At 71.7% G+C, this 23,057-nt stretch carries 21 protein-coding genes; 16 read left to right on the top strand and 5 right to left on the bottom strand.

Features of this window, described 5'->3' with window-relative positions:
• The first annotated feature begins 9 nt into the window (after positions 1-9).
• Together tatC and NR111_RS00100 are read left to right on the top strand one after the other, a co-directional pair.
• Positions 10-1,071: a twin-arginine translocase subunit TatC gene (gene tatC / locus NR111_RS00105; RefSeq protein ID WP_374210669.1), complete on the top strand. Its 1,062-nt coding sequence runs from the start codon at positions 10-12 to the stop codon at positions 1,069-1,071.
• The gene (locus NR111_RS00100) at positions 1,055-3,715 is read left to right on the top strand and encodes an RNA helicase (protein WP_256819269.1); all 2,661 of its coding nucleotides are present in this window, start codon (positions 1,055-1,057) and stop codon (positions 3,713-3,715) included. The genes tatC and NR111_RS00100 overlap by 17 nt, the downstream gene beginning before the upstream one ends.
• Before the next feature lie 51 nt (positions 3,716-3,766).
• On the opposite strand, the gene NR111_RS00095 is transcribed toward NR111_RS00100, so the two are convergent.
• Positions 3,767-4,696, bottom strand: coding sequence for a 5'-3' exonuclease H3TH domain-containing protein (locus NR111_RS00095; RefSeq protein WP_256819268.1), 930 nt, complete (start codon positions 4,694-4,696; stop codon positions 3,767-3,769).
• Positions 4,697-4,789: 93 nt separating this feature from the next.
• Here NR111_RS00095 and NR111_RS00090 point away from each other — a divergent pair, with 93 nt between their 5' ends.
• Positions 4,790-5,896, top strand: a complete 1,107-nt coding sequence (locus NR111_RS00090; RefSeq protein WP_256819267.1) for a Xaa-Pro peptidase family protein — start codon at positions 4,790-4,792, stop codon at positions 5,894-5,896.
• 245 nt (positions 5,897-6,141) lie between these two features.
• On the opposite strand, the gene NR111_RS00085 is transcribed toward NR111_RS00090, so the two are convergent.
• Positions 6,142-6,549, bottom strand: a complete 408-nt coding sequence (locus tag NR111_RS00085) for a pyridoxamine 5'-phosphate oxidase family protein (RefSeq protein ID WP_069389236.1) — start codon at positions 6,547-6,549, stop codon at positions 6,142-6,144.
• A 105-nt stretch (positions 6,550-6,654) separates the two neighbouring features.
• Here NR111_RS00085 and NR111_RS00080 point away from each other — a divergent pair, with 105 nt between their 5' ends.
• Together NR111_RS00080 and NR111_RS00075 are read left to right on the top strand one after the other, a co-directional pair.
• Positions 6,655-7,434, top strand: a complete 780-nt coding sequence (locus NR111_RS00080; protein WP_256819263.1) for an SDR family NAD(P)-dependent oxidoreductase — start codon at positions 6,655-6,657, stop codon at positions 7,432-7,434.
• Positions 7,431-8,660: a cobalt-precorrin-6A reductase gene (locus NR111_RS00075; protein WP_256819262.1), complete on the top strand. Its 1,230-nt coding sequence runs from the start codon at positions 7,431-7,433 to the stop codon at positions 8,658-8,660. The genes NR111_RS00080 and NR111_RS00075 overlap by 4 nt, the downstream gene beginning before the upstream one ends.
• Before the next feature lie 41 nt (positions 8,661-8,701).
• Here the strand turns inward: NR111_RS00075 and NR111_RS00070 are convergent, their stop codons facing one another.
• On the bottom strand, positions 8,702-9,661 hold the full coding sequence (locus NR111_RS00070) for a precorrin-3B synthase (protein ID WP_256819261.1): 960 nt from the start codon (positions 9,659-9,661) through the stop codon (positions 8,702-8,704).
• 68 nt (positions 9,662-9,729) lie between these two features.
• On the opposite strand from NR111_RS00070, the gene NR111_RS00065 reads away from it, so the two are divergent.
• From NR111_RS00065 to NR111_RS00055, 3 genes are read left to right on the top strand one after another with little or no spacing between them, the layout of a single operon-like run.
• A complete protein-coding gene (locus tag NR111_RS00065; RefSeq protein WP_256819260.1) occupies positions 9,730-10,635 on the top strand; it encodes an amidohydrolase in 906 nt (301 codons plus the stop codon).
• Entirely contained in the window at positions 10,635-12,230 is a 1,596-nt protein-coding gene (gene lnt, locus NR111_RS00060) for an apolipoprotein N-acyltransferase (protein ID WP_256819259.1), read from the top strand. The genes NR111_RS00065 and lnt overlap by 1 nt, the downstream gene beginning before the upstream one ends.
• Positions 12,231-13,010 (top strand): polyprenol monophosphomannose synthase, encoded by a 780-nt coding sequence (locus tag NR111_RS00055; protein ID WP_132063305.1) that lies wholly within the window; start codon positions 12,231-12,233, stop codon positions 13,008-13,010.
• Positions 13,011-13,128: 118 nt separating this feature from the next.
• Here the strand turns inward: NR111_RS00055 and NR111_RS00050 are convergent, their stop codons facing one another.
• Positions 13,129-13,473, bottom strand: a complete 345-nt coding sequence (locus tag NR111_RS00050; RefSeq protein ID WP_067714504.1) for an RNA polymerase-binding protein RbpA — start codon at positions 13,471-13,473, stop codon at positions 13,129-13,131.
• A 157-nt stretch (positions 13,474-13,630) separates the two neighbouring features.
• Here NR111_RS00050 and NR111_RS00045 point away from each other — a divergent pair, with 157 nt between their 5' ends.
• The 6 genes from NR111_RS00045 to NR111_RS00020 all read left to right on the top strand — a co-directional run bounded on the left by NR111_RS00045 (position 13,631) and on the right by NR111_RS00020 (position 20,060).
• Positions 13,631-13,987: a hypothetical protein gene (locus tag NR111_RS00045; RefSeq protein ID WP_119191671.1), complete on the top strand. Its 357-nt coding sequence runs from the start codon at positions 13,631-13,633 to the stop codon at positions 13,985-13,987.
• A complete protein-coding gene (locus tag NR111_RS00040; protein WP_256819251.1) occupies positions 13,984-15,732 on the top strand; it encodes an alpha/beta hydrolase in 1,749 nt (582 codons plus the stop codon). Before NR111_RS00045 ends, NR111_RS00040 begins: the two co-directional genes overlap by 4 nt.
• Before the next feature lie 67 nt (positions 15,733-15,799).
• Positions 15,800-18,154, top strand: a complete 2,355-nt coding sequence (locus NR111_RS00035) for an excinuclease ABC subunit UvrA (RefSeq protein WP_256819248.1) — start codon at positions 15,800-15,802, stop codon at positions 18,152-18,154.
• 29 nt (positions 18,155-18,183) lie between these two features.
• Positions 18,184-18,627 (top strand): PaaI family thioesterase, encoded by a 444-nt coding sequence (locus NR111_RS00030; RefSeq protein WP_096905501.1) that lies wholly within the window; start codon positions 18,184-18,186, stop codon positions 18,625-18,627.
• Positions 18,628-18,830: 203 nt separating this feature from the next.
• Positions 18,831-19,421 carry a pyridoxamine 5'-phosphate oxidase family protein gene (locus tag NR111_RS00025; RefSeq protein ID WP_119191667.1) on the top strand — a complete coding sequence of 197 codons (591 nt, stop codon included), beginning with the start codon at positions 18,831-18,833 and terminating at the stop codon, positions 19,419-19,421.
• Positions 19,422-19,430: 9 nt separating this feature from the next.
• Entirely contained in the window at positions 19,431-20,060 is a 630-nt protein-coding gene (locus tag NR111_RS00020) for a GyrI-like domain-containing protein (RefSeq protein WP_119191666.1), read from the top strand.
• Positions 20,061-20,062: 2 nt separating this feature from the next.
• On the opposite strand, the gene NR111_RS00015 is transcribed toward NR111_RS00020, so the two are convergent.
• Positions 20,063-20,509, bottom strand: a complete 447-nt coding sequence (locus NR111_RS00015; protein ID WP_120283171.1) for a MarR family winged helix-turn-helix transcriptional regulator — start codon at positions 20,507-20,509, stop codon at positions 20,063-20,065.
• A 60-nt stretch (positions 20,510-20,569) separates the two neighbouring features.
• Between NR111_RS00015 and NR111_RS00010 the strand changes: the two genes are divergently transcribed.
• Together NR111_RS00010 and NR111_RS00005 are read left to right on the top strand one after the other, a co-directional pair.
• On the top strand, positions 20,570-21,046 hold the full coding sequence (locus NR111_RS00010) for a DoxX family membrane protein (protein ID WP_096905505.1): 477 nt from the start codon (positions 20,570-20,572) through the stop codon (positions 21,044-21,046).
• 24 nt (positions 21,047-21,070) lie between these two features.
• On the top strand, positions 21,071-22,561 hold the full coding sequence (locus tag NR111_RS00005; protein WP_256819232.1) for an amidase: 1,491 nt from the start codon (positions 21,071-21,073) through the stop codon (positions 22,559-22,561).
• Positions 22,562-23,057: the final 496 nt, after the last annotated feature.

Here is a 23,057-nt window from a genome sequence, read left to right as displayed (position 1 = left end):
GACCCCTCCATGACGCAGACCGACACCGCGGACACCGGCGCCACCCGCAAGGGTGGCGCCGGTCGCCTGCTGACCAGACGCCGCCGCAGGCCCCGCAACCCGGACGGCACCATGCCGTTGATCGAGCACATCTACGAGCTCCGCAACCGCGTGCTCATCGCGATGGCGGCGATCATCGTGACGTTGGGCTTCGGATTCTGGTGGTACGGCAGCGGCTTCTTCGGCATCCCGTCGTTGGGCGGGATCCTCACCGGCCCCTACTGCGACATCCCCCCGGGGGCGCGCCTACAGCTCGGTGACGACGGCGACGAGTGTCGCCTGCTCGCCACCGGACCGTTCGAGCAGTTCATGCTCCGGCTCAAGGTGTCCGCCACCGCCGGCATCGTGTTGGCCAGCCCGGTCTGGCTGTACCAGCTGTGGGCGTTCATCACGCCCGGCCTGCACAAGAACGAGAAGCGCTACGGGGTCGTGTTCACCATCCTGGCCGCGGTGCTGTTCATCGGCGGCGCGGTGCTCGCCTACGTCGTGATCGTCCACGCGTTGGAGTTCCTGCTCTCGATCGGCGACAACGTCCAGACCACCGCGTTGTCCGGCACGCAGTACTTCACGTTCCTCATCCAGCTCATCCTCATCTTCGGCGTGAGCTTCGAGATCCCGCTCCTGATCGCGATGCTCAACGTCGCCGGGGTCGTGAGCTACGAGGTTCTCGCCAAGTCGCGCCGCGGGATCATCATGGGCATCTTCGTCTTCGCGGCCGTGGCCTCGCCCGGTCAGGACCCGTTCTCGATGCTCGCCCTCGCGCTGGCGGTGACCATCCTCGTCGAGGGCGCGATCCAGTTCGCCCGCCTGCATGACAAGCGCAAGAACAAGTCCCGCGCCGACTGGCTCGAGGTCGACGACGAATCCGCCTCGCCCCTCGGCCCCGCCGACGACCTCGGCGGATCCGGCCCCCTCGAGCGGCCCGCCCCTCTGACCACCCCGACCCCGGACGCCGGCACCCGAACGCCCGGCGACACCCGACCGCTCCAGGCCCCGGCCGGTGGCGGCTCACTCTATGACGACATCATCTGACCGTCCCCAGGCCGATCACCTGCTCGAGGACTTCCTCACCGGGGAGGGGTTCTCGCCTGACCCCTTCCAACTGGAGGCGTTCTCCGCCCTCGACGCGGGACGCAACCTGCTCGTCTCGGCGCCCACCGGGTCCGGCAAGACCCTCGTCGGCGAATACGCGGCCCACCGGGCGCTCGCCGGGGGAGGGCGCTGCTTCTACACCACCCCGATCAAGGCGCTGAGCAACCAGAAGTTCCGGCAGTTCCGCACGCGCTTCGGCCCCGAGAACGTGGGGCTGCTCACCGGCGACCACTCGATCGACGCGGACGCACCCATCGTGGTGATGACCACCGAGGTCCTGCGGAACATGATCTACAGCGGCTCGTCGGCGCTCCACGACCTGGACTGCGTGGTGATGGACGAGATCCACTACCTCGGGGACCGCTCGAGGGGCGTCGTGTGGGAGGAGATCATCCTCACCCTCGATCCGGCCGTCCGCCTGGTCGGGCTGTCCGCCACCCTGAGCAACACCGACGAGCTGGGCGACTGGATCACCGAGATCCGTGGCGACACAGCGGTGGTGCTGTCCGAGCACCGTCCCGTGCCGCTGGCCCACATGCTCTACACCGATGGGGACCTGATCCCCATCCGGGCCGCTGCCGACCAGCGCAGACGGTCCCGGAGCGGCTACCACGAGGAGCGGGTCACGGCCCGGCCCCGAGCGCAGTGGGCCAGACGCCAGGACGTCATCGAGAAGCTCGACGACGAGCGACTCCTGCCGGCCATCTACTTCGTGTTCTCCCGGGCGGGGTGCGACGGCGCGGTCGCTCAGATGCGTCGCGCCCGCCTCCGGCTCACCACCGGGGAGGAGGCCCGGCGTATCGCCTCACACGTGGACGCCGCCTGCGCCGAGGTCCCACAACACGACCTCGACGCCCTCGATTTCACCTCGTTCCGCGCCGGGCTGGTCAACGGGCTCGCCGCCCATCACGCCGGGATGCTCCCGCTCTTCCGCACCATCGTGGAGGAGCTGTTCTCCGCAGGGCTGATCAAGGTCGTGTTCGCGACCGAGACCCTGGCGCTGGGCATCCACATGCCGGCTCGCGCGGTGGTGCTGGAGAAGACGACCAAGTTCAACGGCGACACCCACGCGATGCTCACCTCCGCGGAGTACTCACAGATCACGGGCCGGGCCGGCAGACGGGGCATCGACACCAAGGGCACGGCAGTCGTGCTCGACCAGCCGGACCTCGACCTGGACGCCCTGTCCGCGCTCGTCGACACCCCGCGGTTCCCATTGCACAGTGCCTTCGCTCCCGACTATTCGATGGCGGTCAACCTCGTCGAGCAGCTCGGCGTCGAGGAGGCCACCATCCTGATCGGCCGGTCGTTCGCCCAGTTCCAGACCGACCGCACCCTGGTGTCCCGGTCCCGCGCCATCGAGCGCCGGTCCGATGAGCGCGACCGCATGCGGGCGTCGCTCGAGGAGGCCGGGGGAGACGAGGACCTTGACGAGTACATGGGGTTGCGCGCCGAGCTCAGCCGTCTCGAACGCAAGGCCGAGAAGTCGAACCGGGACGACCGGCTGGCGTCCGTGCGCGCGGCCATGCTCAAGCAGACCGCCGGCTCCGTGATCACCGTGGGCCGCAAACGATTCGGCATGGTGGCGACCGTGCTGCAGGTCCGGACCGACATCCAGTCCGACCCCGCGCTGCTCTGTCTCACCGACACCGGGTGGACCGGCTGGTTACGCCAGAACGACTTCGCCTCGCCCCCGATCCCCGTGGGTCGGGTCGACCTGCCCAAGGGCCGCCGCAAGCTCGACGGTCGCGCCAAGCGGGCTCTGGTCCAGCGGATGGAGCACCTGCGGGGCAAGGCGAAGGGTCGGATGAAGAACGCCGGCGGTAAGCCGGTCCGCAAGGACCCGCGGATCGCCGCGGCGCGCCGGGCACTCCGGCAGCACCCGCTGCACGAGGACCCCCGGATGGACAAGCTCGCCCGCCTCCACGAGCGCTGGGCCCACGCCGACGCCGACGTGGCCGCGCTCACCGCCGAGGTCGACGCCGACGCCGATTCGCTGGCCCGCCGCTTCCGCCGCATCGTCGACCTGCTCCGGCACCTCGGTTATCTCGAGAAGGTGGACGGCGTACTCCGTGCCACCGACGCCGGGCGGCTCCTGGCCGGGGTACACACCGAGCAGGACCTGTTCGTCGCCGAATGTCTGCGGCGGGGAGTGTGGCGCGGGCTCGATGCCGCCGGCCTCGCGGCGGTCGTCACCACGGTCGTGGCCCACCCGCGGACGGACTCCGCGGTCCGCGAACCCTCCGACGACACCCTGCGCGCCGCCCTCGCCGAGACGGAGCGGGTGGCCGGTGACGTCGCCGAGATCGAACGCGCGCACCGCCTGCCCACCACCCCGGACCTGGACGCCGGCCTCGCGCCCGTGATGCACCACTGGGTCTCCGGCGGGGCGCTGGCCTCGATCCTCGCCGCCTCGTGGCAGGAGGGCGTCGAACTCACCGCCGGCGACTTCGTCCGCTCCGCCCGCCTCGTGGTGGACGTCCTCGCCCAGGTCGGTCAGGTCGCCGAACCGGAGCTCGCCCGCACCGCCCGGTCCGCCGTGGGGTCACTGCGCCGCGGTGTGGTGCTCGACCACATGGCCTGAGCCGACGCGGGCGAGCGGCGACGGGAACGGGGCGACGGGCGCCTGCCCGGCTCAGACCGCGTCGAGCCCCTCGGTCGCCTCGACGAGCCGGCCGATCGCGCGGGCCTGCCCGGTCGATTCGCCCAGCGCCTCGAGGCGGTCGGAATCCACGGCGCCACGGCGTCCGTCGACGTCGCCCTCGAACTGTACGTCGAACGCGCGGCCGCCCAGGCGGACGACCCCGCGCGCGGCGGAGAGGTAGTCGGCCCCCTCGGTGATCGCCGTGCGCTGGCGGGCGGTGAGCGCCGACCCCGGATCGCCGGCGGCGGCGACGATGCCGTCGAGGTCGCCGTATTCGCGCAGCAGGGCCGCGGCGGTCTTCGCACCGACCCCCGCCACGCCGGGCAACCCGTCCGACGCGTCGCCGACCAGCACCGCGTAGTCCGCGTACATGTGGGCGTCGTCACCAGCGGGCAGATCGAAGCGCTCCGCCACGACCTCCGGGGTGTACGCCAGACGTTTCTTCATCCCCGCTCCCACGTACACCACGGTGGTGCTCGCCGATGCCAGCTGGAACAGGTCGCGGTCGCCCGTCACGACCAGCACCTCGCGATCCCGGGCGGCCAGCGCGGCCAGCACGTCGTCGGCCTCCGCGTCCTCCGCCCACGCCTGGGCGATGCCCGCCGCCCCGAGGATTCCGCGGATCGACTCGACCTGCGGGCCCAGTGACGCGGGGGCGTCCTCCTCGCCGTCGTCACCCACGCGGTGCGCCTTGTACGAGGGCAACAACTCCACCCGCCAGTCCGGACGCCACGCGCGGTCGAGGCCGGCCACCAGGCCGGTCGGGGAGTACTCGTCCACGAGCACGGCCACCATGTCGCAGAAGCCGCGCACGGCGTTGGCGGGGGAGCCGTCCGGGCCGGTGATCTTCTCGGGCACGGAGTGGAACGCGCGGAACCACAAGCCGGCGCTGTCGAGAACCATGAGCGGGCCCTGGGACACCGCGCCTCCTTGATGTCGTCGGGTCGGGAGCGAGTACCTGCCGTCAGGCTAGTCGGCTCCGGCCCTCTGCGGCCCCGGCCTACTCTGGAGGACATGAACAGCCCCACCACGCAGATCCACTCGCACCGTCTGGCAGCCGTCCGCGATCGCGCGCGGGACCTCGGGATCGACCACGTGGTGGTGTATTCCGGCGAGGACATGTCCTACCTCACCGGTGAGCGAATGGACTCGCACGAGCGGCTCACCGCGCTGGTCGTGCCCGTGGACGGGGCAGAGCCACTGCTGGTGCTGCCGTCGCTCGAACTCACCGACGTCACCCGGCGAGCCGCCGACCGCGTGGGCGCGAGGATCCACCCGTGGGCGGACGGGACCGACGCCATCGCGCTCGTCACCGGGTCGGTCGCCGGGCGGGTGGCGGTGTCCACCGCCCTGCCGGCGTTGCACCTGGTGCCGCTCCAGGACGGGGTCGACGGCGAGGTGGTCCTCGCCTCGGAGGTGATCGACCACGTGCGGGCCGTGAAGACCGCGCACGAGGTGGGCGAGCTCGCCGAGGCCGCCCGTCGCATCGATGCAGTGCATGCCCGGATGGGGGAGTTCCTGCAGGTGGGCCGGACCGAGGCGGAGGTGGGCGAGCTCATCACCGCCGCCATCGAGGCCGAGGGGCTCACGCGCGCCGAGTTCGTGATCGTCGGCTCGGGCCCGAACGGCGCCGACCCGCACCACGGGGTGTCCGACCGGGTGGTCGAGACCGGGGACATCGTGGTGGTGGACATCGGCGGGCCGCTGCCCAGCGGCTATCACTCCGACTGCACCCGGACCTACTCGATGGGCCAGCCCTCCGCCGAGGTCGCCACGACGTACGCGGTGCTGGAGGAGGCGCAGCGCCTGGCACGCGAGTCCGTCCGACCGGGGATCGCGATCGGCGAGGTCGATGCCGCCGCACGCGAGCACCTCGCCGCGGCCGGGCTCGGGGAGTTGTTCATCCACCGCACCGGGCACGGGATCGGCCTGGGCCTGCACGAGCCGCCGTTCGTCGCACCCGGAGCCGATACCGTGCTGGAGGAAGGGATGACCTTCTCGGTCGAGCCCGGCGTCTACACGACCGGGTCGTGGGGCGCGCGGCTCGAGGACATCGTGGCCGTCACCGCCGATGGCCGCCGCGACCTCAACGACGGCGAGCGCGGCCTGCGCGTCCTCTAGAGTCGGCGGACGCCAGCCTGCCCGCATCCGCTCCCGCCCCTGGCGTCTCGCCCCCGCCCCTGCACGCGTCCGCCACAGCCGCCCCCGGGCATTTCGTCCGGCCTGCGCCTCGGCTCACGCGAGACGCCATGGCGGCGGGCGGCTATGACCGAGCAGGCGAACCCGGGAGATTCCTCTGATTCCGTCCGGCAGGCCGCGGCCCGGCGCGCACCCGGCGCGCACCCGCCGAGCGCCCGGCCGCGGTGTCAGTCGCCGGTGAACATCTGCTTGGAGCCCAGGACGCGATCCACCTCTATCGCCAACACCACCCGCTCGGGGTTCGGACTCGGCTCGCGGTACCGCAGCGCGTAGCGGCGCTCGCCCTCGCGGACCGAGTCGGGATCCTCGAGGAGGCGGATGGTGCCCTCGAAGGTGAGCCACCGTCCGCGGTCGACGTGCGAGACCGCCGCGCGGCCGCCACGCCGGGCGTTGGCCGCCTTCTGCGATCCCCGCCGGGTGATGACGCGCGCCAGCCCGCCCTCCACGTCGATCGTGAAGCCCACGGCGACCACGTGGGGCGAACCGTCGCGCCGGAGTGTGGTCAGGCTGCCGAGGTGGTATTCGGACAGGAACCGGTGTGCCTCGTCAGAGAGTTCTGCCATCGAGTGGGCCATGACGCCGAGCCTGCCACAGTGAGCCGACTGCAGTGAGCCGGCCGCAGTGAGCGGACCGCAGTAAGCCGACGCAGAGCGCGACGCGGTACGTGGGACACTGGGCCCATGCCCACATCCGCAACCCCGTCGTCCCGGTCCGAATCCGGCGGTGAGGTCGTGGTGGTCTTCGGTGGCCGCAGCGAGATCGGTCTGGCCGTCGCCCACCGCCTCGCACCCGGCCGCACCGTCGTGCTCGCGAGCCGCCCCGGTGGCGACGTCTCCGCGCTCGCGGCCCCACTCCGGACAGCGGGCGCCGTAGCGGTGGAGCTCGTGGACTTCGACGCCGACGACCTCGACTCGCACGCCGCGATCGTGGCGGACATCGAGACCCGGGTCGGGGAGATCGACATCGCCGTCCTGGCGTTCGGCATCCTGGGCGACCAGGAGGTGGCCGAGCGCGATTCCCGGGCCGCGGCCCGCATCCTGCACACCGACTTCGTGGCGCAGGCCGCGCTTCTCACGGTCCTCGCCGAACGGATGAAGCCCCGTCGCCGCGGGGTTCTCGTGGCGTTCTCCTCGGTCGCCGGTCAGCGGGTCAGGCGCGCCAACTACGTGTACGGCTCGGCCAAGGCGGGACTCGACGGGTTCGCCTCCGGCATGGCCGACGCCCTGCACGGCACGGGCGTCACGCTGGTGATCCCGCGTCCGGGTTTCGTGATCGGCCGGATGACCGAGGGCATGGACCCCGCCCCGTTCTCGTCCACGCCGGACCAGGTGGCGGACGCGGTGGTCGACCGGGTGGAGTCGCGCACGGCGGGTGTGGTGTGGATCCCGTGGCAGCTGCGCGTGATGTTCGCCGTCGCACGGCTCGTCCCGCAGCCGATCTGGAGGCGGATGCCGCGGTGAGCGCTCCACCCCGGTCGGGCGCCGACCCGGCCGCCGTACACCTTGTCGGCACCGGTCCCGGCCCCGTCGATCTGCTCACCGTCCGCGCCTCCCGACTCATCGCCATGAGCGGCACCGTCCTGGCCGAGCCGGGTCCGATCGGCCCTGGGGCGCTGGGACTGTGCCCGTCGACGGCCCTGGTCATCGACGCCTCCGAGCTGTCGCCGACGGACGCCGCCGCGAGGATGCGTGAGGCCGTCGACCGCGGCGACCGGGTCGTCCGGCTCTATCCGGGCGATCCCACGGACCACCCCGAGCTGCCGGCCCACACCGGCGCCCTCGACGCCGAGGGGATCAGCTGGGAACTCGTGCCCGGCATTCGTTCCGGCGCCCCTGTCGAGGCCCACCGGGACGCGCGGCCCGCGCCCGCCCCGGAGGCCCCGCGGTCTCAGCCCGTCGCCCCGCCCGCGACCGCGATGCCGGGAGGCTCGCCCGGCCTGATCCTGGTCCTGGGGGGCACGGGCGAGGCCCGTCGACTCGCCGACCTCATGGTCACCGCCGGGCTGGACGTCGTCACCTCGCTGGCGGGCAAGGTCACGCGGCCGAGACTCCCCCGTGGGGAGGTGCGGATCGGTGGCTTCGGAGGTGCGGAGGGATTAACGCACTGGATGCGCGAGAACGGCGTCAGCGCCGTCATCGACGCGACCGACCCGTTCGCCGACCAGATCTCGGAGTCCGCGGTCCACGCCGCGCGCGAGACGGCCACGCCGCTGCTCCGCCTGCACCGCCCACCGTGGACCGAGCAGGCGGGCGACGAGTGGATCCGCGTCCCGGACATGCAGACCGCGGCCCACGTGGTGCGGGAGCGTTTCCGCCGGCCGATGCTCACGGTCGGCAAGCAGGGCGCGTCCGCGTTCGCCGGGGACACCCGGGGGTCGTATCTCATCCGGTGCTCCGAGCCGCCCCCCGGGGCGCTGCCGCACCGCTACCTGCTGGTGTTGGACCGGGGCCCCTTCGGGGTGGAGTCCGAGCGGACGCTGATGTCCCGCCACCGGATCGACGTGCTGGTCACCCGCAACAGCGGCGGAGCCACCTCCGAGGCCAAGCTCGTCGCCGCCCGCGACCTGCGCATACCGGTGGTGATGGTGGACCGGCCCGAGACCCCGCAGGCCCCTCGGGTCCCTGAGACCGTGCACTCCGTCGAGGACGCCGCCCGCTGGCTGGTCGAGCGGTTCGGCGCGCGCTGAGCCTGCCCAACTGCTGAGCCGACCTCACCACAGAACCGACCTCACGGGAGAGCCGTCACCCAGGGCGACTCGGCGTCGAAGATCATCCCCATCGGTGCCAGCACCCGCACCACCTGCTCCGCCATCGGTTCGGTGAGTTCGTGCAGGCCGATGACCCGGTCGGCCGAGACGGTGGTCGGACGCTCCACCGCGCCGAGAAATTCGGCGAGTCGGGCGGGAACGACGCCGTCGGGCACCACGGCGAGCAGGCTCACCAGCCCGTCGGCGGTGTCGATCCAGCCCACCCTCGGCACGTCTACATCGGTAGCAGGAGGGGACGTCGGGTCGACGGGAGCGGGGATGGTCCGGGGGTGGGATCCCAGGGCGTCGACGACGAGCTCGTGCAGCCCACCGGACCCGGGCACCCGCGTCGGTCCCGCCGAACCGGTGAGCTCCACGGCCGCGTCGACCAGCACGGTCGCGGCGTCGGCCACCGCGACCCGAAGAGGGACGGGGCGACCGGCGACGTGGACCCGCGCGCCGCCGTCGGACCCGTCCACCACCACCGCCAGGTCGGGGGAGTGCGCCAGGACGTCGCCCGACCCGTCGTCGATCCCGAACAGCACCTGCCCGTGCAGGGCGTCGGCCGCGTCGCGGGCGAGCAGCGCGGCCCCGAGCCCCGTCGGCAGATCACCGACGTCGTGATGCCCGCCGAGCCGGCCGGCCAGGGGAGAGGCGATGATGTCGCGTCCTCTGGGGTGGGCGAGTGCCTCGGGCAGGCCCGCAGCCGCGAGGTCCCGCACCGCGAGCTCGACCGGATCGCGGTCCGCGCCCACGATCCGGGCCCCGCCCCTGGCCGTGAGCTGGATGCCGCCGCGGTGTCCGGCGGCGAGCTCCGCCAGGGCGGTCCAGTGCTCGGGGCGCAGCCGGCCGCCGGGGAAGCGCAGGGTGTCCCCGGGGCGCAGCCGGCCGCCGGGGACACCGGGTCGGGACGACCCGGCCGCGTGGTGGGAGTCGTTCATGAGCACCCAGCGTAGGCGCGGGGGGTGGGCGGCCGGTCCGCCGGTCGTGCTCGGGGATAATCGCCCGCATGACCGCTTTCCTGGCTACCGGGGGCCGCGTGCTCACGCCCGCCTCACGAGACGCAACCGCCCTGGCCCACGAGAACGGGCTCATCGTGTGGGCCGGTTCCGACGCCGCGGGGCCCGCCCTGTTCCCGGGTGCCGAGCAGGTCGACCTGGAGGGGGACTGGGTGGCCCCGGCGTTCGTCGAGTGCCTCCCCGAGGGCCTGGACCCGGCGGTCGCGGCCGCCGGCGGCGTGGTGCCCGCCGGCCTGCCGCGCGCGCACGGGCTCGACGAGGTCGAGGAGCGGGTGCGCGCGGGGGAGCGGGTGGTGCTCGACGACACCGTCGACCCGGCGCGCCTCGCCACCGAACTCACCCGCCTCGCCACCGAACTCGGCGGGCCGGCGGTCGCCCGGTGCATCCCGGTCCTCGTCGGCGGGACCGGGGCCGGGAACGCGGACGGCGACACGCTCGCCGCCCTGGCCGCCGTGGGCACGGTGCTCCTGTTGCGCCCGCTCGTCGATGACCTGACGGGCACCGACCTCGTGCGCATCGCCGCCTCCGGGGTGGCGCTGGCCGCGTCCACCCGGGCCGGTGACGAGGTCCGGCCGTGGGACGCCCTGCGGGCCCTGACCTCCGTCGAGGGCGGCCGTGGCCTGTCCCCGCGGGCGGCGTTCACCGCGGCCACCCGGGGCGCACACCGGGCGGCCGGCGCGCGCGACGGCACGGCGGGCACCCTCACCCCGGGCACGGCGGCCACCTTCGCGAGGTGGCGGACCGGGGAGCTGGCCGTGATCGCCGCGGACGACGCCGTCCAGCGGTGGTCCACGGACCCGCGCTCCGGAGTTCCTCCGATGCCGGATCTCACCGGACCCGACCCCGTTCTGCGCGCGCTCGTCGTGGACGGCCTGCCCGCCGGCCCCGCGACCTGATGCCCCTGCTCACCAGGCTGGCCTTCGCGGCTGCCGCCGGGGCGCTGCTGGCGGCCTCGTTCCCCCCGGTGGGTCTGTGGTGGACGGCGCTTCTCGCGATTGCCCTCCTCGTCGTCGTCCTGTCCCCGTCCGGCGCATCCACGGTCCGGCCGCGCACCGGCGCGCTCCTCGGGTTCACCTCCGGCCTGGTCTTCTTCCTCCTCCTGGTGCCGTGGGTGGGCCTGTACGTGGGCGCCTACGCCTCGTGGGGCCTGTCGCTGGTCGAGGCGCTGTACCTCGCCGCGTTCGGCGCCGGCGCCGCGGTCATCCTCCGGGCCGGCCTGGACCCCGGCAACCGGCGCGGCCCGCGTGCGGTCGGCGCCGTGCTCGGGGTGGCCGGCTGGTGGTCGCTGTGGGAGTGGGTCCGCTCGTCCTGGCCCTGGGGCGGCTTCCCGTGGGGACGGCTGGCGTTCGGCCAGGCCGACGGGCCGCTGCTGCCGCTGGCGTCACTGGGCGGCACCCCACTGGTCGGGTTCGCGGTGGCGTCGGTGGGGGCGGCGATCGGCGTCGCCGTCCTGCTCCTCGCGCGCCGTGACCGACCCGTCCGCGCCGCCGCCGGCCTGCTCACGGTGCCCCTGGTGACCGCGGGCCTGGTCGCCGTCGCGGCCCTCGCCCCGACCGGCGGCGAGCCCACCGACACCGTCGAGGTCGCCGTGATCCAGGGCAACGTCCCGCGCCTCGGCCTGGACTTCAACGCCCAACGCCGCGCGGTGCTCGAGAACCACCTGCGCGTCACCGCCGACTACGCCGACGACGTCGAGGCCGGCACCGAGGCCCCGCCGGATTTCGTGCTGTGGCCGGAGAACGCCTCCGACATCTCGCCGCTGGCCGACCAGCTCGCCGCCGCCCAGATCACCGCCCTGTCCCGCCGTCTGGAGGCACCGATCCTCGTGGGCACCGTCCTACCCACCGGCGAGGGCCGCGAAGCGCACAACTCTTATCTCGTGTGGGACGGCCGTTCCTCTGGCCCCGCCGAGGGCCCGGTGGTCGACCGCCACGACAAGAAGTACATCCAGCCGTTCGGGGAGTGGCTCCCGCTGCGCGAGCCGCTCGAGGCGCTGTTCCCGATCGCCCGGACCGCCGGGCACTTCATCCCCGGCGACGGCGACCACGTCGTCACCGCGGGCGGGGTGGACCTGGGCGTGGCCATCTGCTTCGAGGTCGCCTTCGACGCCGCCGCCCGCGAGCCCGTCTCCCGCGGCGCGCAGATCCTCACCGTCCCCACCAACAACGCCACCTTCGGCCGCTCACCCATGACGTACCAACAACTCGCGATGTCCCGGGTGCGGGCCGTGGAGCACGACGTGCCCGTCCTGATCGCCGCGACCAGCGGGGTCAGCGCCGTCATCGGCCCCGACGGCGACGTCCGCGCCGAGAGCGGCATCTTCGAGCCCGCGGTGCTGGCGGCGCAGGTCGAGGTGGGCGGGGCCGGTACGATGGCAACCCGACTGGGTGGCATCCCGCAGGCGGTGAGCTGCCTCATCGGGCTCGTCGCACTGGCATGGGCGCTGGTCCGCACCCGGCAACGACCCGCGACCCGAACCGAGGAGAAGTAAGTGACCGATCCGACGACGCCGGGCGAACACGCGCCGTCCGCGCGCACCCTGGTGATCATCCCGACCTACGACGAGCGGGACAACCTGCCCGGCGTGGTGGAGCGGTTGCTGGCCGCGGCCCCCGAGGTGTCGGTCCTCATCGCCGACGACAACAGCCCCGACGGCACCGGCGAGGTCGCCGACCGGCTCGCCACCGAGGACCCGCGCGGGCGCATCACCGTGATGCACCGCGAGGGCAAGCAGGGGCTCGGGGCCGCGTACATCGCCGGGTTCCGCTGGGGTCTCGAGCGCGGGTACACCGTGCTCGTGGAAATGGACGCCGACGGCAGCCACCCGCCCGAGCGGCTCCCCGCGATGCTCGCCGCCGTCGACGGGGGCGCCGACCTGGCGATCGGCTCCCGCTACGTCCCCGGCGGCTCGGTGGTCAACTGGCCGTGGCAGCGCCACGTCATCTCCCGCGGCGGCAACGTCTACTCCCGGGTCATGCTGGGCGTGGGCATCAAGGACATCACCGCCGGCTACCGCGCCTACCGGGCCGACGCCCTGGCCGAGCTGGACCTCGACGCCATCGAGTCCAAGGGCTACTGCTTCCAGATCGACATGACGTGGCGCCTGCTGAACAACGGGCGCCGGGTCACGGAGGTGCCCATCACCTTCACCGAGCGCACCGTCGGTCAGTCCAAGATGAGCGAGTCGATCTTCCGCGAGGCCGCGGTCAACGTGGCCCGCTGGGGCTGGGAGAAGCGTCGACACCAGCTCAAGGGCCTCGTCGGCCGCTGACCCGGTGCGCGCCGGCTCCGGCCGCACACCGACCCCGGATACAGGAGAACGCCCCGGCCCTGCGGGGCCGGGGCGTTCCGGTGCCACCGGGTGATATCCGGTGACCGCTCGGTACTACTTACCGCGCACCGGCGCGGCGCCGCTTCTTGAGCAGGTCCATCCGCTCCTTGAGCAGCTCCTCGAGCTCCTCCAGGGAGCGACGCTCGAGCAGCATGTCCCAGTGGGTACGCGGCGGCTTGCCCTTCTTGACCTCGACCGCGGGGCCGTCGATGAGCTGGCCCTCCTGGCCGTTCTTGCACATCCAGGCGCCGGGGATCTCGGCGTCATCGGCGAACGGGACCTCGTAGACCTCGCCGTTGGGGGTCTGGTACCGCGCCATGCGGCGCGGCGCGAGGTCGGTGTCCCGGTCGGTCTCGTAGCTCACCGCACCGAGGCGGCTGCCCCTGAGGACTCGATCTGCCATGCGAACTCCTTCTGCCGTGTTCGTCTGCGTCAATTCATGCGGATCGACACGACGCTGCGTGGTTCCTGCTTGTGTCAACGCCAGGGGAACCCCCAAATGTTCCCACGTCCCGACACCACGGGCCACCTCGGGGGCGCCGCTGGGTAACCTCACACCCGTGGAACCCGACGCCCGACCCGAGCCGACCGCGCCCCGGAGGGGCGAGGCCTCGTGTGCGTGGTGCGGTCGCCCCGTGGACGAGGGCGGGACCGGGCGCCGGCGCCGCTACTGCCGGCGGTCCTGCCGGCAGCGGGCCTATGAGCAGCGCCGGTCGCTCCGGATGCAGGACCTGCCCGAGGGCACGGTCGTGCTCACCGAGGCCGAATCGACCGACCTGATGGACCGCATGTTCCAGCTGCGCTGCGCCTGCGAGGATCTGCGGACCGCCATCGCCGAGGGCGAGGACCCCGCGGAGCTGGCCCGCATGTCCGAGGACCTGGTGGCGGCGGCGAGACGGGCAGAGCGCCTGCGGTGAGCACGGACGGCGGGACCGGCCGAGCGACAGCGGGGACCACGCCCGTCGCCGCGCTCCGGACGTGGTGGGAACGGTGGCGCCCCTCGGTCACCGGCCTCATCGTGGCCGCGCTGGCGGCGTGGGTCTCGCTCATGCCGTCCCTGCTGCCGCGGGCCTGGTACTACCAGGGGGTGGTCACCGGCGTGTCGATGCTGGTGGGTTACGGGGTCGGCGTCGCACTGAGGACCCTCTGGCGGCGGGTCGTGGCGCCCCGCGTCACCCTCCACCCCGACCTCCTCGCGGTCGGTGACCGTCTCCTGACCTTCGCCCGTCTGGCCGCCCCGTACATCCTGGTGGTCTACCTCATCACGGCCACGGCCACGGCGATCCGCTGGCAGGACCAGGTCTCCGATCTGGTGCGCTCACCCCGCCCGCCCTGGGCGGACTACATGAAGATCCCGTGGGTCGCCCTGGCGATCTTCCTGGGGCTCCTCATCGCAGCCCGCGGCATCCGGGCGGGGTACCGGTGGTCGGCCCGCGCGGTGGGCCGCAGGTTCGGCGTGGGGGAGTACCCCGCCCGGCTCACGGGCGTCGTGATGGTGGCCGTCCTCGCATTCGGCGTGGTGCAAGGTGTGGTGCCGCGCCTGTTCTTCGGCGGCGCCAACCGTATCTTCAGCGGGCAGAACAACGAGGACCTCCCCGGCGCGCGACCGCCGACGGCGCCCGAGCGATCCGGGTCCCCGGACTCCGTCGTGGACTTCGGGGACCTGGGCCTGCAGGGCCGACGGTTCGTGAGCGGCGGCCTCGACGGAGGACGCCTGGGGGATCTGTTGGGCGAGGACGCACCCGAGCCGATCCGGGCGTACGCCGGTCTGGAGTCCGCACCGACCGACGACGAGCGTTCCGCCCTGGTGGTGGAGGAGCTGGAGCGGACCCGGGCCTGGGAACGTGAGTCGGTGGTGATCGCCCCGACCACCGGCACCGGGTGGATCAACCCCCACGCGGCTCAGGCCATCGAACTGCTCTCCGGTGGCGACGTGGCGATCGTGGGCACCCAGTACTCGTACCTGCCCAGCTGGATCTCGTTCCTCGCCGACCGCGAGAAGGCGGAGGTGGCGGGCCGGTCACTGATCGAGGCGGTGGTGACCTGGCGCGACTCCCTCCCACCGGGTCGGCCGCAGCCGAAGCTGTACGTCTACGGCGAGAGTTTGGGCACCCAGGCCGGCGAGGCGGCGTTCTCGGGGATCCGCGATATCCGGGCGACGGTGGACGGGGTGCTCTGGGTCGGCCCGCCCAATTCCAACCACATCTGGCACGCGCTCGTACAGCGGCGCGACCCCGGTACCCCGGTCACCGAGCCGGTGTACGCGGACGGCCTGCTGGTGAGGTTCTCGGAGGATCCCGCGGAGTTCCGCGACGACGACACCCCGTGGATCCCGCCGCACGTCCTGTACGTCCAGCACGCGACCGACCCGGTGGTGTGGTGGACCCCGGATCTGCTGTTCGACCGCCCCGCGTGGCTGGCCGAACCGCCCGGCAAGGGCCGGCATCCGGGCATGTTCTACATGCCCGTGTTGACCCTCTTCCAAGTGACCGCCGATCTCGGCAACGCGATCGGCGGATCGCAGGGCTACGGCCACCTGTACGACCATCAGATCCTCGACGGATGGGCGGCCGCGACGGGACGCGAGGGATGGGACGACGACGAGTTCCAGCGGTTCGCCCGACTGCACGCCACCGCGATGAAGCAGCAGGACCGCGGCTGACGCCCTTTCCCGCCACGGGTCCGCGGTCTAACGTTGCCGCTGAGCGGACAGGGTGAGGAGACCCGGGATGAGCGCCCACACGGCAGACACGCACGACACCATCCGCGTCCTCGGCGCGCGGGAGAACAACCTCCGGTCGATCGACGTGGATCTGCCCAAGCGGCGGCTCACGGTGTTCACCGGAGTCTCCGGATCCGGTAAGAGCTCCCTGGTGTTCTCGACCATCGCGGCGGAGTCGCAGCGGATGATCAACGAGACCTACAGCGCGTTCCTCCAGGGATTCATGCCCACCCTGGCGAGGCCGGACGTGGACGTACTGGAGGGGTTGACCACGGCGATCGTCGTGGACCAGGAGCGGATGGGGTCCGACCCCCGCTCCACGGTCGGCACCGCCACCGACACCGGGGCGATGCTGCGGATCCTGTTCAGCCGTCTCGCGCAGCCGAGGATCGGCGGCCCCAAGGCGTACTCCTTCAACGTCGCGTCCGCCTCCGGGGTCGGCACACTGAAGAAGGCCGACGGCACCCGGCAGAAGGCCGAGTTCTCCATCACCGGCGGGATGTGCGTCCGCTGCGAGGGTCGCGGATCAGTCTCCGATTTCGACGTCGACGCGCTGGTGGACCGCTCCAAGTCCCTGTCCGAGGGCGCGATCACCGTCCCCGGATACTCGATGGACGGCTGGTACGGCCGCATCTACTCCGGCTCCGGGTTCTTCGACATGGACAAACCGGTGGGGGAGTTCACCGATCGGGAGATGCACGACCTGCTGCGTCAGGAGCCGGTCAAGGTCAAGGCCGACGGCATCAACGTCACCTTCGAGGGCCTGATCCCCAAGATCCAGAAGTCGATGCTGTCCAAGGACGTCGAGGCGATGCAGCCCCACATCCGCGCGTTCGTCGAGCGGGCCGTGGTCTTCACCCCCTGCCCCGAGTGCGACGGCACCCGGCTCAACGAGGGGGCCCGGTCCTCCCGGATCGGGGAGAGAAACATCGCCGACGTCTCGGCGATGCAGATCACCGATCTGGCCGAGTGGCTGCGCGGTCTCGACGAACCGTCGGTCACGCCGCTACTGGATGCGCTGCAGCACACGCTCGACTCATTCGTGGAGATCGGCCTGGGGTACCTGTCGCTCGACCGCCCCGCGGGCACTTTGTCGGGCGGCGAGGCACAGCGGGTCAAGATGATCCGCCACCTCGATTCCGCCCTGACCGACGTCACCTACGTGTTCGACGAGCCGTCGATCGGCCTGCACCCCCACGACATCCAACGCATGAACGGGCTGCTCCTGCGGCTGCGCGACAAGGGCAACACGGTCCTGGTGGTGGAGCACAAGCCGGAGACCATCGCGATCGCCGACCACGTCGTCGACCTCGGACCCGGCGCCGGCTCCGAAGGCGGTCGGATCTGCTTCGAGGGATCGGTCAGCGGGCTCCGCGGGAGCGACACCGTCACCGGCCGGCATCTCGACGACCGCGCCGCACTGAAGGACAGCGTGCGGGCGGCCACCGGCCGGATCGAGGTGCGTGGCGCGACAGCCCACAACGTGCGAGGCGTGGATGTGGACATCCCCCTCGGGGTGCTGTGCGTGGTGACCGGCGTGGCCGGATCGGGCAAGAGTTCGCTCATCCACGGCTCGGTGTCGCCTCGCGACGGGGTGGTGGCGATCGACCAGGCCGCCATCCGCGGGTCGCGGCGCAGTAATCCGGCGACCTACACGGGACTCCTCGAACCCATCAGGAAGGCGTTCGCCAAGGCCAACGGCGTCAAGCCGGCGCTGTTCAGCCCGAACTCCGAGGGCGCGTGTCCCACCTGCAAGGGCGCGGGCGTGATCTACAGCGACCTGGCCATGATGGCCGGCGTCGCGACGACGTGCGACGACTGCGAGGGCAGGCGCTTTCAGGCCGAGGTGCTCGAGTACCGGTTCGGTGGCCGGAACATCGGCGAGGTGCTGGCGATGTCCGTCGCCACGGCCGAGGAGTTCTTCGCCGGGGGAGAGGCGCGGATCCCCGCCGCGCACAAGATCCTCGTCCGGCTCCGCGACGTCGGCCTGGGCTACATCCGTCTCGGCCAACCCCTGACCACGCTGTCCGGTGGCGAGCGGCAACGACTCAAGCTCGCGGCGCAGATGGCCGACAAGGCCGAGGTCTACGTGCTGGACGAACCGACCACCGGCCTGCACCTGGCCGACGTCGCGACCCTGCTGGCGATGCTCGACCGGCTGGTCGACGCCGGGAAGTCGGTGATCGTGATCGAGCACCACCAGGCGGTGATGGCCCACGCGGACTGGATCATCGACCTCGGCCCCGGGGCCGGGCACGACGGGGGTCGGGTCGTGTTCGAAGGCACCCCGGCAGATCTCGTCGCCGCAGCCTCCACTCTCACCGGGGAGCATCTGGCGGAGTACGTGGCTGCGGCGACCTAGCCGGTGCCGGTAGCGGGTAGAAAGACCCCATGATCGATTCCGGCGGGTTCCCCGATGCCAGTTCCTCCGACGCTAGCGCCTTCGTCCGCGCCTCCGGGCTCGTCGTCGACGGGGTGACGACCACCTCGCTGCGCGGCCACGCGGAACTGGGGGAGGAGCACCTCACCGCGTGGGGAACGGTCCACGGCGGCGTCTACGCGAGCATCGTGGAGTCCGCCGGCGGCGCGGGAGCCGGATTCGCGGTCGCTGACCGGGGGCAGATCGCGGTCGGCGTGCACAACGGCACCGATTTCCTCCGTCCGTCCACCGGCGGGCGGGTCGAGGTGACCGCCCACGCGCTGTTCCAGGGCCGCAGCCAGCAGCTGTGGGATGTCGTGATCAGCCAGGCCGAGGGTGGAGCCGTGCTCGCGCGGGGCCAACTCCGGCTGCAGAACGTGCCCAGGCCGGACACCGCCGCCACTCCCGGACGCTGAGCACTTAGCCGAGCTGCGCTCCGATGCGTCGGCACTGTTCACGGATACGCACGTCGACGGGTTGGTCGACGTCGTGCGCGGTCAGGCCGTCCTTCCGAATCGCTTGTGCAGCGCCTGTTTGCTGACGCCGAGCACCATGCCGATCTCCGCCCAGCTCATGCCCTGCAGCCGGGCGTGCCGCACCGCAACCTATATTGACGACCATGGCAGCCAACCACTACCCGGGAATCGCGTACGGACCGGCGGTGAGGGCCCGGCAGAACGCCGTGGGGGTCACCCTCCCCGTCGCCACCGGTGACTTCGCCCTCGAGGGCACCGATGTCGCACTGATCCGGAGCGCCGACCACTTCTCCCTCTCGACCGTCACCGAGTCGGGCTGGCCGTACACGCAGCACCGCGGCGGCCCGGCGGGATTCGTGCACGTGGTCGACGACACGACCCTCGCCTGGGCCGAGTTCCCGGGCAACCACCAGTACGTCTCCACGGGCAACGTGGATCACGACGGACGCGTCTGCCTGCTCTTCGTCGACTATCCGACCCGACGGCGGTTGAAGGTCTTCGGTCACGCGCGCACGGTCGAGCCGGACAGCGACCCCGACCTGATCGACCGGCTCCGGGCCATGGGGGAGAAGCGGTACTCCGGCCGCGTGGAGCGCGCGATCGTGGTGGACGTCGTGGCCGCTGACGCCAACTGCAGCAAGCACATCACCCCACGGTGGAATCGCCGGTACATCGACGAGTTGACCGCGGTGTACAAACGCCGGATCGCCGAACTCCAGGCCGGATCGGCGTAGCCTGCTGCCATGGTCGGTGACCCGCCCAACTTCGACATCAAACGCGAGCGCAGGGACCTCTACAGCGGCAAGGCCGGCAGAGTCGACCTGGTCGAGGTGCCCCCGATGGACTTCCTCATGGTCGACGGGCAGGGGGATCCCGATACCGCGCCGGAGTACAGGGCCGCCGTCGAGGCGCTGTACGCCACGTCCTACGCCGTGCGCGCCGCCGCCCGGGCCGCCCTGGGACGGGTCCACACGGTGGGCCCGCTCGAGGGCCTCTGGTACGCCGACGACCCGCGGGTGTTCACGGCCCGCGACAAGGACGCCTGGAGTTGGACGATGATGATCTGGCAGCCGGACTGGGTCACCCCGGACATCCTGTCCGCCGCCATGGAGAAAGTGACGACGACGACGGTGCCGGACGCGCACGAGCGGGTGCGGTTCGACGGGTACGCCGAGGGGTCGGCGGTGCAGACGCTGCACGTGGGCCCCTACGACGACGAGGGCCCGATCATCGCGCGGATGCACGAGGAGATCATCCCCTCACACGGGGCGACCCCGTCGGGCCACCACCACGAGATCTACCTCTCGGACCCCCGTAGGTCCGATCCCGCCAGACTCAGGACGATCCTGCGTCAGCCGATCACCATCGGCTGACGCTACTGATCGCCGCGATCGACTCCTTCGAGCGAGGTCACGAGACGCTGGGCCAGGGTCCGCAGCTGGACGAGGTCCTCCTGCGGCATGTCCACCCTGTCCAGCAGGGAACACTGGATCGTCTCGGCTTCGGCGCGCAGCCGCCCGCCGGCCTCGGTGAGGTGCACGTGGACACTCCTCCCGTCGCCGACGGAGCGGGACCGCTCGACCAGTCCGGCATGCTCCAGCCGTGCGAGCAGAGGGGAGAGGGTGCCCGAGTCGAGGAGTAGTCGGTCGCCCAACTGGCGGACCGTCAGCCCGTCCTCCTCCCACAACACGAGCAGGGCGAGGTACTGCGGATAGGTGAGGCCGACCGACGCCAGGGCGTGGCGGTAGGCCGACGTCGAGGCGCGGGAGGCGGCGTAGAGGGCGAAGCAGACTTGCTCATCCAGTCGGAGATCGGGATCCATCACCCGAGTATCGCCCATTTTTAGGTTGCGCTCAATTAAGTTGTGCGCAACACTACCCCCATGGACAAACTGGACCGGCCCCTGAAGAACTCGCGATCCCGCACACCGGTGCGCCGCCGCAGTGCGGGGGAGGTGGTCCGACATCTCGGACGATGGGCCCTCGGCGCCGCCCTTCTCGGGGCGGGGACCGGGCACCTGACCACCATGCGCGAGGAGTTCCAGGCACAGGTCCCGACGTGGGTCCCACTCGACCCGGACTTCGTGGTCGTCGCCTCCGGCGTGGTGGAACTCGGACTCGGCGCGGCGCTCATCCTCGCACCGGCGCGATACCGGCCGGCGGTGGGCGGCGTGACGGCGGCGTTCTTCGTCGCGATCTTCCCCGGCAACATCTCTCAGTACGTGACGGGCACGGACGCGTTCGGACTCGACAGCGACCGCGCACGCCTCGTGCGGTTGTTCTTCCAGCCCGTCCTCGTCGCGTGGGCCCTGTGGTCCACGGGCGCCTGGCGCGCCTGGCGGAACCGGAACAATCGCTGATCGCGCTGCGTAGACTCCGGCCCCATGCGCTTTGACGAGTTCCGAAGTCACGATGCCCTCGGTCTCGCCGCCCTCGTGCGGCAGGGCGAGGTCACCCCGGGCGACCTGCTCGACGCGTCGATCCAGCGCGCCGACGGTGTCAATCCGCGACTCAACGCGATCGTGCGCCGGCTGGACGGGCCGGCTCGCGCCCGGGCGACCGAGGAACTGTCGGGCCCGTTCGCCGGGGTGCCGTTCCTCCTCAAAGATCTCGGTCAGGACTACCGGGGAACACCCACCAGTGGCGGGTCGCGTCCACTGGCCGACGTACCGGCGACCGAGCACGCGACCGTGGTCCGGCGGTGGTTGGACGCGGGCCTGGTGGTCTTCGGCAAGACCAACACCCCGGAGTTCGGGGCCAAGGGAATCACGGAGCCCGAACTGTTCGGCCCCGCCAGGAACCCATGGGACACCAGCCGCAGCCCCGGGGGCTCCTCGGGCGGGTCCGCCGCCGCGGTCGCGGCCGGCATCGTCCCGGTCGCCGGGGCGAGCGACGGCGGCGGTTCGATCCGCATCCCGGCCGCGTGCTGCGGGCTCGTCGGCCTCAAACCCGGCCGCGGACTGGTCCCGATGGGGCCCGCGCGCGGCGAGGCGATGCACGGCGCGGCCACCAATGGCGTCATCTCGCGGTCGGTTCGCGACTCGGCTGCGATGCTGGACGTCCTGATGGGAGGGGAGCCGGGCGGGCCGTACGTCCCGGCCACCCCGTCGGAGTCGTTCCGGTCCCAGGTGGGGGCGGACCCCGGACGTCTGCGGATCGGCGTGTGCACCGCGTCCTCGATCAATTCCTCACCCCACCCTCAGGCTCTCGCCGCTGTGGAGACCGCTGCCAGAGCGCTCGAGGATCTCGGCCACCACGTCGACATCCACGAGTTACAACCCGTGGACGACCTGGCTCTGGCCCGCGATTTCCTCACCAGCTGGTTCGCCTACCTCGCGTGGTCGGTCGAGGACACCAAGCGCCGGACGGGGTGCGCCGACCGGGACTTCGAGACGGACACGCGGATCGTGGCGGCACTCGGCCGGGCGCAGAGCAGCGTGGACTATCTCGATGCCGTGATGCGGCGGGATCAGTACGTCGGCGAACTCACCAGCTTCTTCGAGGGCTACGACTTGCTCATGACGCCGACGCTCGCAGATCTCCCGCCCCACATCGGCGCGCTGGACACCCCGCCGCTCGCGCGTCGCGCGGCGACCGCTTTGCTCGCGACGCGCACAGCTCCGCTGCTGCGGTACTCGGGATTCGTGGAGTCGCTCATCGACGCCAACCTGAGCTGGGTGCCGTACACCCAGCTGGCCAACCTGACCGGTCGGCCGGCGCTGTCGCTTCCGCTGCACTGGACGCCCGAGGGCGTCCCCATGGGGGTGCACTTCACCGCCGGACTCGGGGGCGAGTCGATGCTGCTGCGTCTGGCCGGCCAGCTGGAGCAGGCACTGCCGTGGACTGACAGACAGCCGGCAGCTCCGGGCGGATGACCCCGCGGGCATACCGCGTCGGAGAACCCACCCCCGGAACGTCACTGTGTCGAATCGGGGCCGACTGGGCGGACCCCACGGAGGCGGTAGCGGTTAGTTGCCGCGAGACCCCGGGGTGACTTCGGACGGTAAACCGACGATGTCCACGACCCGGGGCCTCGCAACGAAGAGCGGCGACGGATCGCCGCCGGAGAACTCAGGCCATGTCCGCCGCGAGGACACAGAGGAGCCACTGGTAGAGATCCACCAGAGGGTTGTGGATGAGCATGAAAGCGTTCTCGACTGATCCGCGCATGATGTCGCACCTTTCTCTACCAAGCGATAGGGTGCCGCCTCATTGACCATTCGTAGCGGTGCGCACGGCGGATGGTGGCGGACTCCGACGAGTTCTCGCCGGACCAGCCACTCCCGAAGTGCCGATAATCTACATTATGTAAAGTCAAAATCTGCGTATTGCATCAGATGAATCGCCCCTCGCATTTCCAGCTCCTCCTTC

The organism is Dietzia sp. Die43 (genome assembly GCF_024519835.1).
Lineage (GTDB): Bacteria > Actinomycetota > Actinomycetes > Mycobacteriales > Mycobacteriaceae > Dietzia > Dietzia kunjamensis.
This window is presented reverse-complemented; position numbering and strand designations above follow the sequence as displayed.